This is a genomic window from Chryseobacterium polytrichastri (genome assembly GCF_900142445.1).
GTDB lineage: Bacteria > Bacteroidota > Bacteroidia > Flavobacteriales > Weeksellaceae > Chryseobacterium > Chryseobacterium polytrichastri.
In genome coordinates this window covers 44,447-61,718 of the sequence record NZ_FRAV01000009.1, presented here as the reverse complement: position 1 = coordinate 61,718, position 17,272 = coordinate 44,447, and the positions used below count along the sequence as shown (strand labels likewise).

Sequence of the window (17,272 nt, the reverse complement as noted above, 5' to 3'; positions counted from 1 at the left end):
CCATTTTTAATATTTAATTTTTAATCCAAAACAAAAAGAAAAAGAATGGCAACAGGAAAACAGACGCCTCGTCAGAAGATGATCAACCTTATGTATTTGGTGTTCATCGCTATGATGGCCCTAAATATTGATGCAGAAATCATCAGATCATTTTATGACTCTACTAAAGCCCTTAATGAAACTAGAACTTTAACTGAAAGAAAGAACGAGAAAATTTTTGAAAGAACTTTAGAGGCTAAAGCACAACAAGTACCAGATACTTATGCTACGCCTTGGGAGGAATATAAAAAATTGAAATCTAAAGTTGATGTATTAGTTAAATCAGCTGAGGATATTAAAGATATTCTTAAAAAGCAATCTGAATTTCATGAAAAAGATCCTGTAACAGGAAAAGAAATTGATGTAAGCGAAAACTTTGCAGCACTTAATAATAATGAAGCAACGATGAGTTACTTCTTTAAAGATGGGGATGAAAACTCTCCTAGTAAAGCTGCTTTAGAATTAAAATCTAAAATGGATGATGTAAGAAATTACATTTCTGCAACTTTTGGAAAAAATCCTCAACTGAAGGATTTGGTTGATAGAGCTAATGCTTCTATCATTGCTGAATACCCTCAAGGAAAATCTCCAAATGGTAAAACATGGTTTCAGAATAAATTCTTTCACCAATCACTTATCGCTGCAATATCAAATCTTGGGATTATCCAGAATGATGCAAGAAACGTACAATCTGATGCACTAGCATTATTACTTCAAGAAAAAGTAGATGCAAGTATTAAATTCTCAAACTACGAACCTATTGTTTCAGGACCAATTGATATTCAGGCTGGTAAACAAGCTGAAGTTAAGGTAATGTTGGGTACTTATTCTAATAGTAATAAAATTGCTATTACAGGGGTAAGTAAAGTAGAGAATGGAAAAGGATCTATTTCTATTTCTGGTAATGGTGTCGGTGAACATAAACTTAACGGAACTATTACATTAACAGATGCTTCAGGAAAACCTCAAAGTTTCCCATGGACACATACTTACAATGTAATTGCAGGTCCAAGAGAAGTTAAAATGGAAAAAGGATTATTGTTATCTGCTGATAAAATGAATGTAATGTACAGAGGACTTGAAAACCCTGTATCTGGTTCTATTTTAGGAGCTGACAATTCTAAGCTTTCATTATCTGCTCCGGGTGCTACAGTTAAGAGTCTTGGTGCTGGAAAATGGATCGTTAAACCAAGTACTGGAACTACAGTGAAATTGACATTATCTGGAATAGACCCTTATGGTAAATCTGTTTCTCAGGTATTTGAATATAGAATTAAGAATGTACCGCCACCACAAGGTCAGATGAGAGGTCAGAATGTATTGTCTATGCCGGCAACTTCTATTCCTAATCAGTCTGTTCAGGCAGCAATTCCTGACTTTGACTTCCCAGTTTCATTTACTGTAACTCAGTTTATGGTTAGAGTTCCTGGTAAAGCAGCATTATTAATTCACGGAAGCTCATTAGATGATGCAGCAGGATTAGTAAGAAACTTAAGAACAGGTGATGTAGTATCAATTTTTGATATTAAAGCTACTGCTCAAGGTTTAGACGGACAAGTGATTAAAAACATTACTCCTATATTAATTAACGTTCAATAGGACTAAAATTGTAAATTTATTATGAAAAAATATATTAGCAGCCTTTTAGTATTAGTTTCGGGATTTGCTTTTTCCCAGACTATTCTGAACGCTTCTTCTCCAGAAGAATTTAGACAGATGAGAGCTGAAAACAAGCAAAAAATTGGAGATAGTATTGTTGACAAAAAAGTAAAACCTTTGGAATACGGATTTGTTGATGATAAAGACATCTTGAAAAGTATGTTTGTTTGGGAGATTATTGATATGAATGATAAGATTAATCAACCTTATTATTATGATAATCCGGATGGTTTGCTTGCCACTCAAACGAGATCTTTATATCAGCTATTGTTAGACGCAGCGTTAAGCGGTAAAATACAGCAGGTATATAATGATGAAAACTTTGTTGATAAACTTTCTCCTGAAGGAATCCAAAAAAGATTAGAAAAAGTAGTTATTAATGATGCTGCAATTGATATTCTTAACTCTGGAAGACAATTAACTGAGCAAGAGAAAAAGCAATATACTGATGTTTATAAGACTACAACTGAAAAAGTTAAGGTTCTTAAAATTATGGGTATGTGGTTTATCGATAAAAGAGATGGTCAAATGAAATACAGACCTCTTGGTATTGCAGCAATGGGTCCAGATCCAGCTGTACAAGGTGTTATTGGGCCAGACGGAAAACCTATTGCAAGCAATGATGAGCTTATTGATCTTTTCTGGGTATATTATCCTAGTGCAAGAGATATTTTAGCAAACAATTTTGTTTACAATAGAAAGAATTCATCTGCAGATTTATCATTTGATGATTTATTGAATGCTAGAAGATTTTCTTCTGTTATCTATAAGTCTTCAAGCGGTTTAGGAGATGGAGTTATTAAAGACTATATTCCTAGAAATGCTGAAGAGCAGATTGAAGAAAGCGACAAAATAAAGGAGCAAATTCTTCAAATGGAAAATGATATGTGGAATTACTAAATTTCACTTGATATTTATAGAAAACCTGAGTACTTTTACTCAGGTTTTTTTATTATGGAAAATGTAGATTATATAATTGTAGGAGATGGATATGCGGGGCTATTTTTTGCTCATCAATTGATTAAGAATAAGAAGTCTTTTGTTTTGTTTTCGGAAGGGAAAAAGAGTGCTTCACAGGTTTCTGCGGGAATTATAAATCCGGTAGTACTTAAAAAGTTTACGACTTTTTGGAAAGCTCAGGAACAAATAGACTTCCTTAAGAATGCTCTTGGAGAAATTGAATCCTATACAGGGAAAAATTATTTAATAGAAGATCCCATTCATAGAGTTTTTCATGATGAGAATGAACAGAACCTATGGCTTAAAAAATCGAAAAATGAAGACTTACAATATTTTTTAAATGATGATTTTAAGCATTTGGAAATTGTAAATAACCCTTTCAATACTGGAAAAGTGAATCAGTCTGCGAGGCTTGATGTGAATAACTTTTTTGCGGATCTATTTACTTATTTCGCTCATCATTCTCATTTAATAAAAGAGAAATTTGATTATAGTCAATTGAATACCATTGAAAGTATTTATAAAAATATCAGTTATAAGAATATCCTTTTTTGCGAAGGGATGGGAGTGAAGGATAATCCGTTTTTCTCTGATATTGCTGTTATTCCTAATAAAGGACATCATATTAAAGTAAGACTTTCAAAGCCTATTCCGGAGAACATTACAATCAAAAAGAAACATTTTTTATTTCCAACCCATAACGGATTATTTTTCTACGGTGGAACCTACGACAGAGAGCAGCTACATCATCATATTGATGATTCTGCAGTTGAGCAGTTGGTAAAAGGTCTGTCGGAAGTTTATCCATATGACTTTGAAGTTGCTGAAGTGAATTTTGGATTTAGGCCCACTGTAAAGGATAGAAGACCTATTATCGGGCGACACCATCAAAATAAAAACTTATACGTTTTTAATGGCCTTGGAGCGCGCGGAATTTTGAACGGATGTTACTTTTCAAGAAGTTTATTTGAGTTTATAGAAAATGATATTCCTTTGGATGAAGAAATAGATTTGAAAAGATTTATGTAAGAAAGTAATGATGTTTGTAAATTTTTTATCTTTTTAAAGTATTTGTTCATAGAACTTATATAGTAATTAAAGATTGCATACTATTTAATTGATACACCTTAAAAAAAGGCAGGGGAAAAAGTAGACTACGTAAATACATGAAAAAAAAGCTCCCCTGCCAACAAAAATCACAATTATAATATTGGTAAGCGTTGTGTATCTTTTTATTGAGCTATACAAAAGCTATAGTAAACTATTTTAAAGGCTAGGGTAAAGAGCAAATACTTTTTTCCATTTGGTTATGGTATTCCTGCTCATTTTTAGATCTCGCGCCAGCTCAGAATTATTCAGTTTGTTTTTCTTTTGATGTTTTAAGATTTCAATGATGGTTTCCTTATCATAAGAACGGTGAGATTGGTTAAACAACTGGGTTTCTTTATCCTCCGTTCCAAATATTTTTTCATTAAGATGGAGAATGTCTAAACTAGATAATTCTTTCTTATTGAGTATATTTTTACACACTTCTCTTTTTTCAGGATATTTCATTTGGATCATATCATTGAAAATTCTTTTATAATCTGGAGCTGTTAATTCTTGATTTTTCAACTGAAGTATCATAAGGCTGTATTTTAATTATTATCTGGTCTTTTATATTTTGCAATCCACTTATAAAGGGTTGTTTTAGGTATTTTATAATCTTTAATAATCTGTGTTTTTGTTTTCTTTTTTGTATCAATCATTTCGATAACAAAATCAACAATTTCTTTAGTATAGATGCTTTTTCTAAACTGAGGCAAACTGGTTTTTTCTATTTTAGATTGATTAGATTGGATTGATGCCTGTGGTGAATACAGAATCAAATGCTGAGAATAGAGTCTGAAAAAATCATATTCTAGGAGCTTGCTCCATTTTAATAAATGATAAGAATTCAATGAATCGCTTAGGTACATTTCATTAATGAGATCTTCGTCACAGTTTAAAAAGTTACAGATTCTGGACATGTTGATATCACATTCCGTAACTCTTTTTTTGATAAGTGATCCTATATGGATGTCTTTTAGATTTTGCATTGCTTATGTTTTGTATCATTCTTTTGAAAACGGAAGAATATAATATTCTTTATTAAACTCTAGAATGAATTGGTGTTTAGAAAATAGATGAATTTATAAAGGGTTGAATAGTATAGTTTTATTGAACCTCATCATCTATATGATTTTGTATTTTTCGGTTTTTATAAATTATTTTTATTTTGTGAATCAATTTTTGAAATTTTCTAATCATTTTATTTTAGATTTTCTGTCGGTTTTTGCAAATTTTCATTGAAAGCTTATTTCTGGAAAATACAGAACAGATTATACAATTTTGGAAGGATTAGAGCTAGCTGTAATTAAACCTGCCAATCAGAAGTAATAAAAAGTAGTGAACTTACTTTTCAGTGCATCCACTACTAAACCCTTACTATAAACAAAACTTTTTCAGTTTGAAAAAGCGGAAGCAAATACTCATATAAAATGGGATGAATTTTTATAATACATATTTGCTTTCCAACTTTCATTTCACTTTAATTAATATGTAAATTATTAAGAACGTGAAAATTTAAATAACCAAATAACTTTATTATGTTACTCTGCATCAATTTTTAGTGTAAAAAATAGTGAGTGTTTTGTTGGGGCTACACTCACTATTTAAATCCTTATTAGGGAACAAATTTGTGTTTTTAAATACTAACTCTAGAATGTGATACAAATGTATTGTGAATTGTGGAGAAATCTATTACTGCAAATGTACTCTTGTGTTTTAATTGCTTGATTTTTAGCTATATGTGTATTGTTGTGTAGTATGTTTGATGTAGTTGTTAATAATTGTTTTGTGGACTTATTAATGTTATAATACAAAAACCCTTTACAATATTTCATGTAAAGGGTTTTAGAATAAGTTTTATTTGGAAAAATTAAAGTTCCATCATCCATTTATTAAGATCTACATCTGAAGGAAGATCTAATTTTTTTCTTAGTCTGTATTTTCTAGACTCTATGGTACGGATTGATATGTTTTTATATTGTGCAATAGTTTTAGTAGAAAGGTTAAGTTTTAAAAAAGCAGAAAATTTAATATCATTGGCCGAAAGATTTGGGTATTTTGTTATCAAAGTTTCATAAAAATCTGGATATATTTCTTTGAATCGTGTAAGAAAGAATGGGTCATTCGTCATCGCCAACTTAGATAATTCTTCAAATGCTTCGTTGAGTTTACTTTTTAGTTCATCTGTTTCATGCAGGCTCTCAATAATTATTTCTTCAGCCTGTTTCTGTTTCTTTATATATCTTCTTGTAACGATGATAACGATAATAATAGAGGCCACGATTAATACTGATATTAATAGCAAATATTTAGTTCTCTCATTTTTTTCTCTTTCTTTTTCTTCGTTGATTATTTTATCTACAGGTATTCTTAAAGCCTGTCTTTCAGCTTCTTTGATGCTGTCTGAAATAGCAGAATATTTTTCCAGATATTCATTCTTTTTATCAGGATTATTAAGAGAGCCATATGTATCTGAAATAATTTTATAGACATTCTTAATATCGTTTTTTCTTGATATCTGCTGTAAAATAGATAACGATTGTAGATAGTAATCTAGTGCTTTTTCAGGATCCTTTTTTTCTGTATAGAGCTTACCGAAAGTTAGTAAGGTCATAGATTTCTGATAATGGCTAAAATCTCCCGAGATTTTAGTGGCCTTATTCAGATAATATTCCGCTGAATCTGTTTTTTTATTTTTTATAAAATTTTCAGCAATATAAACATAGGTAAGCGGTTGGATGGTCAGCTCCATTCGTTTTTTTAGAACGTATTGAATAGAATCTTTCTCACCAAGTTCTTCAAAATTGGCTAGCTTCCAAGTATAAAAGAAATACAGAAGCTTTTCTCTTTCTTTTTTCTCAGTAATTTGTTTTGCAAAATGAATGGAAGTGGTTAGGCTGCTGTTAGATTGGTCCAGAAGTCCTAAAGAAGCATAATTTCTGGCATATTCTCCATACATTTTTGCACACAGTGTTAGATTGGTTATTTTTCTTAACTGCTCTTCTGCATTTTCCAGATATTTTAAACTCTCTTTATACTTATGTAGATTCCAAAATAGACCACTCATATTAATATAAGAAGCTGCTATACCATCTTTATTACCTTGTCTTTCATACTGTTTTAATGCGTTGAGATTTAGTTCTATACTTTTCTTGATGTTGCCTTCCATTCTATATTTTTCTGTAAGGCTGTCGAGCTCTTTTATAGAATGTACTTGCGCTTCATAGTTAACTATAAATAATAGAATAAGAACATATAATGTTTTTTTTTGGTATTTTTTTAAAAACATGATTTGTGGTTTTGCAATACAAAAGTAGTTTTTATAGTATATGATTGTATAGTTTATAGATGTAAATTATTATTATTTATTTGTTCTTAATATAAACTAATCTGTTTTTGACTTGTTTTTACGACTATTTTTTAATTTAAAATAGGTATGAATGCGAAATACCTAAAACAAAAATCTTCTCTAAGTGTAAGTGTTAAAGGGATAAAATCTGAATTTTGAAATTATTAATGAGTATGAATTTTTTAAAGAATAGATATTGTATCCGCAATACTTAGTTTTTTATGTTGTCACATTATTTACTATTATGCATTTCTTTTAATTGATTTATTCTAAATAATAACTCTACTATTTGAGTCTTTTTTATCTGATTTTTAATCACTTCATGATTACTTCAAGTGTGTTTGTAATTAATTGATAATCAATTATCAATTGTATTTGAGTAGAATTGCAGTATTCATTTTTTCACTTTATGGTTCTACATTTGCAACATGATTTAGTAGAAGTATTAATTTAACTTATAATTGTTATTCTGTTGATATTTTCCCAAAATCTATTCAATTGTATAAAATACAAATTTAACATAAAAACTAAAGATCTTCTGAGATTAGAATAACGAAGAAATCTTTAAACAAACTCCTAAACATAAAATACTGTTGGTCTACACTTTCAATAAGATTATTAATGTCACAGGAGTAAACACTAAATGCTAGGACAAATGAAAAACAAGATTACTTTACTATTTGCCATTACTATGGCTGGTATTATTCAAGCGCAAGTTGGGTTTAATACATCAACACCAAGAGCTACCTTTGATATTGTTGCCAAAACAGCTACAGGTACTTCTGCGACTCCGGAAGGATTAATAATCCCGAGAGTAGACAGACAAAAGGCACAGTCCATGACTGGACTGACGACTTCCACAATGATTTATGTAAATAGTATTGCCACAGGAACCGCCGTGGGAACTGCAGTTAATATAACAGCTGTAGGATATTATTATTTTAATGGATCCGTTTGGGTTAAATTAGATACTGATACCAATATTTATAATGCTAATGGTAGCCTTGATGGAAATCGTATAGTGACCCAAAATACCAATACGTTGGCATTTACGAGTAGTGCTACTACGGGAACAAATCATTTCTCAGTAGACGGAGCAACATTATCTGTGGATGCGGTAAATGATAGAGTTGGAATAGGTACAACTGCTCCTAATAATAAATTGGATTTGGGGACATCTACTGGGAAAAAATTAGCAATATGGAATAGTACTGCAGGAGATGATTTTTATGGTTTTGGAGCAGCACAAAATGTTATACAGTTTTTTGCGGGAGCTCAAGCTACAGGAGATGCATTGATGACTTTGAATAAGAATGGAAGAGTCGGGATTGGAACTGGTAATCCGCAAACTAACTTTCATACTATCGGAACAAGAAGATTTGAAAATGCAACTGCAGGATCTGTTTCTACAGGATCTGTGTTAGTTGCTACAGATACTAATGGTACTGCTGAATGGCAATCTCCTAGAACACAAACTACAATGGGAAATTTAGGGGGAGGATATGATGTTCCGTTTGCTAAAATTAATGATTTTAGATATACAGGTTCTTCTATTACTTTACCTCCCGGAAAATGGATGGTGACAATTACTATGTTGGTAAGACCTCAAAACGGAACTTTAGCAGCTGACGATTGGTTGTTTGTAAGAAGTACTTTTTCGCATGAAAACTTAACTACCATCGGACAAGTTGGAACGTCATCGAGTGATGTTATTAGACCTACATTGATGAGTTTTCAAGTAGCTGGACCATATACTTCAGGTCAAAAATTTAATGTAGTAACAGGTGCAATACAAGTTAATAATACAACTTCAGCAAATAGAACATATAGATATATTGTAGGAAATACTGAAGTAAGTAGAACGGTTGCAGGTGCCTCTATTAGTACAGTTGGAGGGGGTTGGTCTGAGAATTCCATTGTTGCAACAGCAATTAATTAAATATTTAAGATATAACATAGATTTTTGATGAAAAATAATTGATCCCTCAATTAGAATGATTAAAACACAAAAGAAAATGTAGTGGGTTAAGATGTGGTTGAAAAAAAATGAGAGTCACTTTACGAAATGTAAAGTGACTCCTTTATGATGATGTGTTTTATGAAAAAGAATTTATTTCTGCCATACAAATTTGGCTAAAGGAGCCATTTTAGCCTTGTTAAGGCTTAAGGTATTACCGTTTACAGTATAATTATCAGCTGTTAATAAAGCCTTTAGAAATAATTGTTCGGTTTCCAAATCTTCGCAGGCGATCATGGTAGACATTCCTTGGTTGAATTTAATGCGCATTATTTCAGGTTTAATCTCAAAAGTACCTCCGATACCATTGCAGCTGCCGTTTCCTTCGTATCTCATATCTTTCATATGTAATGAAAAATGAGGATTACTTTTTGGGTTTTTAAGAGTGATGGGTCTTCCGTTGAGTTCTGTGAGTTTCCATGTTTTTCCAGTGATATCATTAGGTGAGGAAGGAGGTGTAGTAGGTTTGCTCATACATGATGCCATCAAGATGACAAACAATAAGCTGGTGATATGAGTGTATAAAAATTTCATGGTTATCGTTTTTTAGGAGTGAAGATTTTTAATAAGATGCCATCTTTGTAGGGCCAGGTTGTTTGTCATCTTTTTTGTGATGAAACAGTACCATGTCTACATTTCTTTTCAGAAAAGTAATATTCCCTCTGATATTGGAATATAGATATTCTGCGTTGGATGCTGTGTAGTCAGGAAGATCTTCGTTTTTTTTTAATTCATATGTTTTACCGTCCAAATGTATAGTGATGGTATTTTTAGAATTATTCAGAGCAACTTCCATTTGTTCGCCATAATTATCTGTAAAAACATTTTTAATAATATCATCAGTTTTAGTTTCTACAGGTGCAGCATTATTGGAGATTATTTCAGGGTCTTTTGAAGAGTGTCTACACGCTGTTAATGAATAGGCAAAAATGCCTATAATAAGGATTTCTAATAATTTTTTCATAGTGATAGGTGATTATGTGTTTCATTTGTCTGGTGCTAATGTTGTATAAATTTACGTATATTTTTAATTCTAATGTGTTAATTTTGTATAAATTAAATAATAATTTTCATTTTATGGTTTTTTAAGGCAGATTAACTAGAGATTTATTTCATGCAGAAAAAGGAGTTATTGTTCATTCTTAATTTTTTATGAAGCAGTAATTTGATGTGTCATAAAAAATGATATTATCGTCTTTCTCGTACCAGTAAAGCAATGGCAAGAATTATAGATCTTTGAGATTTGCTAAATCATTAATTTTTTATACATCACTTTTTCACTAAGTGAAACCTTCCCGGTTTTCTCAATGGACATGTAAATAGGCTCTAAAATATTTTCAGAAATTGATAGTTTAGTGTAATGTATGTTAAAAAGAGTACCTCTTTGGGATAAACTGAAATCATACAAAAGAAGTTAATCTAAAGTTTTTAGTCTTTCATGTGATAGATGAGATATTAAAATTAAATGATTCTTAAATGTGTTTTATTCGTAATAATTGATTGGAATTATTTTATAAATGATAAATATATTTAAGTATTGTAAATTTTAATTTGAAGTGAAAATGTGCGTTTTTATTAAAGAATCCTATTCATCGGTTTTCATGTTATGTAAAGTAGAGTTAAATTTTGTTAATCCGTTATGTTTATATCTAAATCTAAGTGTACCTTTGCCACTTCAAAATGAGAAACTGCATAGTATACTTTTTGACAGGGTTATTTCTGCTTTTTATTGTAGGCAGCAAAATTCAGGTCAACACTTTACGAAACGATTATTCGGGTCCGGTTTCTCATCATATGCCTAAAAGAGCTAATCGTTTAAATCAGACCTACGAAAAACTTTCTGTTCAGCAAAAGATGGATGATGTAGGAAATTATTCTTTAGAATTTGATGAGAATGATTTTCAATTGTCCGACACTGTACAGGCTTTTGTGGTTTTTGCAAGCGTTTTTGGGTTATTACTTATTTTCGGTTTACAGTTTCGTGAACGTCTTAAGCACACATTAGATAGTTTCCTATCTGATCCATTATCCGTAAAAAAATACATTCTAATACGTTCTATTAGAATATAATACTCCTTTTTATCGATTTATTTTCTGCTCTTCATTCTGGGTGGGAAATATTCTGCATTGTGTTTGTTGGTAAGTTGCACAATATAACTACTCATTACCACCTCTTTATTTCTATTTAAAACATTAACGATTTATATAAACTCTAGTATTATGATGAAAAGAGTTGTCTCGAGCCTCGCGCTTGGCAGTCTTTTGTTGTTCGCAAGCTGTAACAGCAAAAAAGAAGAAAAAGAAGAAGCTACAATTTATCCGGTGACCAACCCTATGAAAATGGATACGGTGATTAATAAAGAATTTGTAGCGCAGATACAATCTGTAAAAAACATTGAAGTTCGTGCACAGGAAAAAGGTTTTCTTGAGAAGATTTTTGTAGACGAAGGTCAGTTTGTTCATCAAGGTCAGACATTATTCCAAATTATGCCTAAATTATATCAGGCAGAATTGTTGAAAGCTCAAGCTGAGGTAGAGCAGGCTTCCATTGAGTTAAAAAATGCAAGTACATTAGCCAACAACAACATTGTTTCTAAAAACGAAAAAGCAATGGCAAAAGCAAAACTCGATGCTGCCAACGCTGAAATGAAATTGGCTCAGACGCACTTGTCATTTACAAACATTAAAGCTCCGTTCTCAGGAATCATCAACAGGATTCCATTGAAATTAGGAAGCTTGATTGATGAAGGAGCTTTGTTAACATCACTTTCTGATAACAATGAAATTTACACGTATTTCAATGTATCAGAACCTGAATATCTGAATTATCAGACACATGTGAATGATAGAGGAAGTAATCAGGTAACATTAATTATGGCGAATGGAGAAGCTTTTCCTCAAAAAGGCGAAATCCAAACCATAGAAGGTGAATTTGATAATGAAACAGGGAATATTGCTTTCAGAGCAAAATTTCCCAATACAAATAAACTGTTGAGAAACGGGCAGACAGGAAAAATCCGAATGACTTTACCTCTTCAAAATGCTTTAATTATTCCGCAAAAGGCAACTTACGAAATTCAGGATCAGAAATATGTTTTTGTAGTAGACAAAAATGGTGTGGTGAAATCCAGAAATATCAAAGTAGCCTATGAACTACCTGATCTGTATGTTATTGCTTCCGGAATTTCAGGAGAAGATAAAATTCTTATTGAAGGAGTTCAGAAAGTAAAAGACGATCAGAAAGTTAAGGTGACATTCCAGGATCCGAAGAAAGTTCTTCAAACATTGAAATTAAAAGCAGAGTAGGATTATATCTAATAATGAAGAAGTATGTTTAAAAAATTCATTCGCAGACCTGTTCTGTCTATCGTAATCTCATTGATTATCGTATTTATGGGGGTTTTGTCTTTGGTAAAGCTACCTATAACCCAATTCCCTTCCATTTCGCCGCCTAAAGTAAATATTACGGCAGAATATCCGGGAGCCAACAATGAATTGTTGATCAAATCCGTAGTTATTCCTTTAGAAAGAGGATTAAACGGTATTCCGGGGATGAAGTATATGACTTCAAATGCCGGAAACGACGGGGAAGCTGCTATTCAGGTTGTATTTGATTTGGGTACAGATCCAAACGTTGCAGCCGTTAACGTTCAGAATCGTGTATCTTCGGTTGTTAATAAATTACCACCATTGGTTGTTCGTGAAGGGGTGAAAATTACCCGTGAAGAACCCAATATGTTGATGTATATTAACTTGTATAGTGATGATCCTAAAGCAGACCAGAAATTCCTGTTCAATTATGCAGATATTAATGTAATGTCTGAATTGAGAAGGGTAGGTGGAGTAGGATTTGCCGATATCTTGGGAACTCGTGAATATGCAATGCGTGTTTGGCTAAAACCAGATAGATTAACTGCTTATAATATCTCGGCAGATGAGGTAATGGAAGCGTTGAATCAGCAGAGTTTGGAAGCGTCTCCCGGTAAAACTGGAGAGAGTTCTGGAAAGCGTTCTCAATCATTTGAGTATATCTTAAAATATTCAGGGCGTTTCAGTAGTGAAAAAGATTATGGAAATATTATCCTTAAAGCAAAACCGGGAGGTGAGTTTGTAAGGTTAAAAGATGTTGCAGATATAGAATTCGGTTCTTCCATGTATGATATCTATTCTACATTAAACGGAAAGCCTTCTGCGGCAATTACGGTTAAGCAGTCTTACGGTTCCAATGCAAGTGATGTTATCAAAAATGTGAAAGCATTGATGACTGATCTTCAAAAAAATAACTTCCCGAAAGGAATGCATTATGATATCAGTTATGATGTTTCCAGATTCCTGGATGCTTCTATCGAAAAGGTAGTGCATACGCTATTTGAAGCATTTATCTTGGTAGCTATTGTGGTTTTCTTATTCTTAGGAGACTGGCGTTCTACGTTAATTCCTGCTCTGGCAGTTCCTGTTTCATTGGTAGGAACATTTGCAGTAATGTCTGCATTTGGAATTACACTGAATATGATTTCACTCTTTGCTTTGGTAATGGCAATTGGGGTCGTCGTCGATGATGCGATTGTGGTTATTGAGGCCGTCCATGCCAAGATGGAGGAGAAAAACCTTTCTCCATTGAAAGCAACAGAAGAGGCAATGCATGAGATCAGTGGAGCAATTATCGCGATCACTTTGGTAATGGCATCCGTGTTTATTCCTATTGCATTTATGTCTGGTCCTGTTGGGGTATTTTACCGTCAGTTCTCTATTACGATGGCTTCTGCAATTATCCTTTCAGGGGTGGTAGCATTAACGTTGACACCGGCTTTATGTGCTTTAATTTTAAAGAATAACCACGGAAAAGCGAGAAAGAAAACTCCAATTACTATTTTCCTTGATAAATTCAATAACTTATTTACAAAAGGAGCTGGAAAATATGAGAAGTTACTGAATAAAACAGTTACTAAAAAAGCATTTACATTACCCCTATTATTGGCCTTTTGTGTAGGTACTTTTTTCCTTACGAATTCACTTCCTTCAGGATTTATTCCAAGTGAAGACCAAGGGATGATCTATGCTATTATTCAGACGCCTCCTGGTTCTACACTAGAAAGAACAAACCAGATTGCAAAAGAATTATTAAGAGAATCTGAGAGTGTTGATGGGGTGCAGTCTGTATCTTCATTGGCAGGTTACGAGATTTTAACGGAAGGTACAGGTTCAAACTCGGGTACATGTTTGATCAACCTTAAAAGCTGGGAAGATCGTAAAGAATCTGCTGCGGAAATTATAGAAAAGCTAGAAGAAAAAGCTAAAAATATTCCGGGAGCCAATATTGAATTCTTCCAACCGCCATCCATTCCGGGATATGGTGCGGCAGGTGGTTTCGAACTTCGTCTGTTAGACAAGGCAGGAAGTGGAGATTATCAGAAAATGGAAAAGGTAAGTAATGACTTTGTAAGGGAGCTTAAAAAGCGTCCTGAATTGGGTTCTGCATTTACTTTCTATTCTGCAAGTTTCCCACAGTATATGATGAAGATTGATAATGATCTGGCAGAACAAAAAGGGGTTACCATTGAAAATGCAATGGACAATATGTCTACGTTGATTGGATCTAACTACGAAACCAGTTTCATCCGTTTCGACAGACCTTATAAAGTAATCGTTCAGGCTGGGCCGCAATATCGTGCGTTGCCGACAGATTTACTGAAATTATATGTGAAAAATGATAAAGACCAAATGGTTCCTTATTCTGATTTTATGAAATTGGAAAAAGTGTACGGTTTATCTGAAATTACAAGACATAATATGTATAACTCTTCTGAGGTGAGTGGTACTCCTGCACCGGGCTACAGTTCAGGACAGGCAATTGCAGCTATTCAGGAGGTTGCTGATAAAACACTTCCGAGAGGTTTCGGGATCGACTGGGCTGGTATCTCAAAAGATGAGGTAAGCAGAGGAAATGAAGCGGTGTTTATTTTCTTGGTGTGTTTAGGATTCGTGTATTTGATTCTTTCTGCACAGTATGAAAGTTTCATTCTTCCACTACCGGTAATTTTATCATTACCGACAGGTATTTTCGGAGCTTTCTTATGTTTAAAATTATTAGGATTAGAAAACAACATTTATGCACAGGTGGCAATGGTCATGCTAATCGGGCTTCTGGGTAAGAATGCTGTATTGATTGTTGAATTTGCTGTACAGAAGAAAGCCGAGGAAGGTATTCCGATCGTGCAAGCAGCTATTGAAGGGGCTACGATCCGTTTCCGTCCTATCTTGATGACTTCATTTGCATTTATTGCAGGTTTGATTCCGTTGGTGATGGCAACAGGTCCGGGAGCTGTTGGAAACAGAACAATTGGTACTGCGGCAGCAGGAGGGATGTTAATCGGAACTATTTTCGGATTGATGATTATTCCTGGATTGTATTACATCTTCGGAACAATTGCAGAGAAGTCTAAACTGGCAAAATATGAAGAAGAAAATCCTTTAACAGAACAAACAGAACCTTATGAACACGATGGAAAATTTGAAGACTAAAAGTATTATTACAGCCATCGCTCTATCGCTTGTTGTAGCAAGTTGTAAAGCACCAATGGCAACCGTTATAAAAGATGAGGTTAAAACAAATATACCTCAGAACTTCCAGCAGGAAGAGCAGCAAGATGCTAATAACAATAGTGGAACAACGCCTTGGAGACAGTTTTTTACTGATCCTAATCTGGTGAGTTTAATTGAAACAGCTTTAAAAAACAATCAGGAATTACTGATCACACTTCAGGAAATTGAGATTGCTAAAAGCGGTGTTTTGGCTAAAAAAGGAAGATTAACGCCAATGGTTTCTGCTGGGATAGGAGCCGGAGTTCGTAAAGCCGGACGTTATACCAGTGAAGGAGCTGGTGATGCCACAACAGAGATTGAACCAGGGAAATCAATCCCAGATCCATTGGGTAATTTTGAAGGAGGTTTAACGGCCAATTGGGAAATTGATATCTGGAAAAAGCTGAGAACGGAGAAAGAATCGGCAGTAGCTCATTATCTTTCTACGGTTGAAGGAAAAAACTTTGTTCTTTCTAATCTTATTGAGGAAGTGGCCAATAACTATTATGACTTATTGGCGCTGGATAATCAGTTGGATATTATTCAGCAATACATCAAGCTTCAGCAAAAAGCGTTGGAGATTTCTAAAATTCAGAAAGAGGCAGCAGCAGCTACGGAATTGGCTGTGAAAAAGTTTCAGGCTGAGTTAGCAAAGTCAAAAGCTTCGGAATATACAATTCGTCAAAGTATTACTGAAAAAGAAAATCAGATTAATGCGCTTTTAGGAAGATATCCTCAAACGATTGTAAGAACGAAAGAAAGCTTTATGTCCACCATTCCGCAGACTGTTTATACAGGAATTCCGTCACAATTATTGGCGAACCGTCCAGATATTAAACAGGCTGAATTTGAATTAAAATCATCAAAACTAGATGTAGAAGCAGCTCGAAAAGAGTTTTATCCTTCATTGGAAATTTCTGCAACATTAGGATTGGAAGCTTTTAAACCTTCATATTTAGTTAAGTTGCCGGAATCAATTGCCTCAAGTTTAGTGGGTGAATTGGCAGGACCGCTTATTAATAAAAGTGCGATTAAAGCTAATTTTCAGGCGGCGGATGCTAAACAGATTCAGGCTTTATATGAGTATGATAAAACGATTCTGAATGCGTATTTGGATGTGGCTAATTTAATGTCGAAAGTGAAGAACATAGATCAGTACTATCAGCTAAAGTCTCAGGAAACAAAGGCTTTGGATGAGTCTATCGATATTGCGAATCAATTATTCCGAAATTCAAGAGCAGATTATCTGGAGGTTCTTTTGAATCAAAGAGATGCTTTAGATGCCAAAATGGAATTGGTTGAAGCAAAACAAAAACAGCTGAGTACAGTTGTTGATATTTATAAGAGCTTAGGCGGAGGCTGGAAGTAATTATAAATCCTTAATGTTTTAAAAAGAAAAGAGGCTGCCTGCAATAGACAGTCTCTTTTCGATTATTATAGACGTTGATTTGGTAAAGGTGAAGTAAAAAGGGTTCGGTAAAACTGAACCCTTACATTCATTTGCATAATAAAGCAACTAAATTAGATGTTTTCATGGTTACTAGTTTTTATCATCTTAAAAAATTTAAAAAGGATAT

The 17,272-nt window shown here is 33.3% G+C and carries 13 protein-coding genes; 8 read left to right on the top strand and 5 right to left on the bottom strand.

The window, feature by feature from the left end; genetic code table 11:
- Nucleotides 1-45: 45 nt before the first annotated feature.
- Genes porM through BUB80_RS07495 form a run of 3 tightly spaced genes read left to right on the top strand, consistent with a single transcriptional unit; the run spans nucleotide 46 to nucleotide 3,687 of the window.
- The gene (porM, locus tag BUB80_RS07505; protein WP_073292324.1) at nucleotides 46-1,638 is read left to right on the top strand and encodes a type IX secretion system motor protein PorM/GldM; all 1,593 of its coding nucleotides are present in this window, start codon (nucleotides 46-48) and stop codon (nucleotides 1,636-1,638) included.
- A 21-nt stretch (nucleotides 1,639-1,659) separates the two neighbouring features.
- Nucleotides 1,660-2,598 (top strand): type IX secretion system ring subunit PorN/GldN, encoded by a 939-nt coding sequence (porN, locus tag BUB80_RS07500; RefSeq protein WP_073292323.1) that lies wholly within the window; start codon nucleotides 1,660-1,662, stop codon nucleotides 2,596-2,598.
- 54 nt (nucleotides 2,599-2,652) lie between these two features.
- Nucleotides 2,653-3,687 (top strand): NAD(P)/FAD-dependent oxidoreductase, encoded by a 1,035-nt coding sequence (locus tag BUB80_RS07495; protein ID WP_073292322.1) that lies wholly within the window; start codon nucleotides 2,653-2,655, stop codon nucleotides 3,685-3,687.
- Between the two features lie 237 nt (nucleotides 3,688-3,924).
- Here the strand turns inward: BUB80_RS07495 and BUB80_RS07490 are convergent, their stop codons facing one another.
- From BUB80_RS07490 to BUB80_RS07480, 3 genes are all read right to left on the bottom strand, one after another.
- Entirely contained in the window at nucleotides 3,925-4,284 is a 360-nt protein-coding gene (locus tag BUB80_RS07490; protein ID WP_073292321.1) for a transposase, read from the bottom strand.
- A gap of 11 nt (nucleotides 4,285-4,295) precedes the next feature.
- Nucleotides 4,296-4,736, bottom strand: coding sequence for a transposase (locus tag BUB80_RS07485; protein WP_073292320.1), 441 nt, complete (start codon nucleotides 4,734-4,736; stop codon nucleotides 4,296-4,298).
- Between the two features lie 881 nt (nucleotides 4,737-5,617).
- A complete protein-coding gene (locus tag BUB80_RS07480) occupies nucleotides 5,618-7,036 on the bottom strand; it encodes a tetratricopeptide repeat protein (protein WP_073292319.1) in 1,419 nt (472 codons plus the stop codon).
- 715 nt (nucleotides 7,037-7,751) lie between these two features.
- Here BUB80_RS07480 and BUB80_RS07475 point away from each other — a divergent pair.
- Entirely contained in the window at nucleotides 7,752-9,035 is a 1,284-nt protein-coding gene (locus BUB80_RS07475; protein WP_139262604.1) for a hypothetical protein, read from the top strand.
- A gap of 171 nt (nucleotides 9,036-9,206) precedes the next feature.
- Here the strand turns inward: BUB80_RS07475 and BUB80_RS07470 are convergent, their stop codons facing one another.
- The gene (locus BUB80_RS07470; protein ID WP_073292317.1) at nucleotides 9,207-9,647 is read right to left on the bottom strand and encodes an META domain-containing protein; all 441 of its coding nucleotides are present in this window, start codon (nucleotides 9,645-9,647) and stop codon (nucleotides 9,207-9,209) included.
- Nucleotides 9,648-9,675: 28 nt separating this feature from the next.
- Nucleotides 9,676-10,077, bottom strand: a complete 402-nt coding sequence (locus BUB80_RS07465; protein ID WP_073292316.1) for a hypothetical protein — start codon at nucleotides 10,075-10,077, stop codon at nucleotides 9,676-9,678.
- 716 nt (nucleotides 10,078-10,793) lie between these two features.
- On the opposite strand from BUB80_RS07465, the gene BUB80_RS07460 reads away from it, so the two are divergent.
- The 4 genes from BUB80_RS07460 (at nucleotide 10,794) to BUB80_RS07445 (ending at nucleotide 17,064) form a co-directional block, all read left to right on the top strand.
- Nucleotides 10,794-11,183: a hypothetical protein gene (locus BUB80_RS07460; RefSeq protein ID WP_073292315.1), complete on the top strand. Its 390-nt coding sequence runs from the start codon at nucleotides 10,794-10,796 to the stop codon at nucleotides 11,181-11,183.
- A gap of 153 nt (nucleotides 11,184-11,336) precedes the next feature.
- Entirely contained in the window at nucleotides 11,337-12,419 is a 1,083-nt protein-coding gene (locus tag BUB80_RS07455; RefSeq protein WP_073292314.1) for an efflux RND transporter periplasmic adaptor subunit, read from the top strand.
- A gap of 24 nt (nucleotides 12,420-12,443) precedes the next feature.
- On the top strand, nucleotides 12,444-15,635 hold the full coding sequence (locus BUB80_RS07450; RefSeq protein ID WP_073292313.1) for an efflux RND transporter permease subunit: 3,192 nt from the start codon (nucleotides 12,444-12,446) through the stop codon (nucleotides 15,633-15,635).
- Entirely contained in the window at nucleotides 15,607-17,064 is a 1,458-nt protein-coding gene (locus BUB80_RS07445; RefSeq protein ID WP_073292312.1) for a TolC family protein, read from the top strand. Before BUB80_RS07450 ends, BUB80_RS07445 begins: the two co-directional genes overlap by 29 nt.
- Nucleotides 17,065-17,272 lie beyond the last annotated feature (208 nt).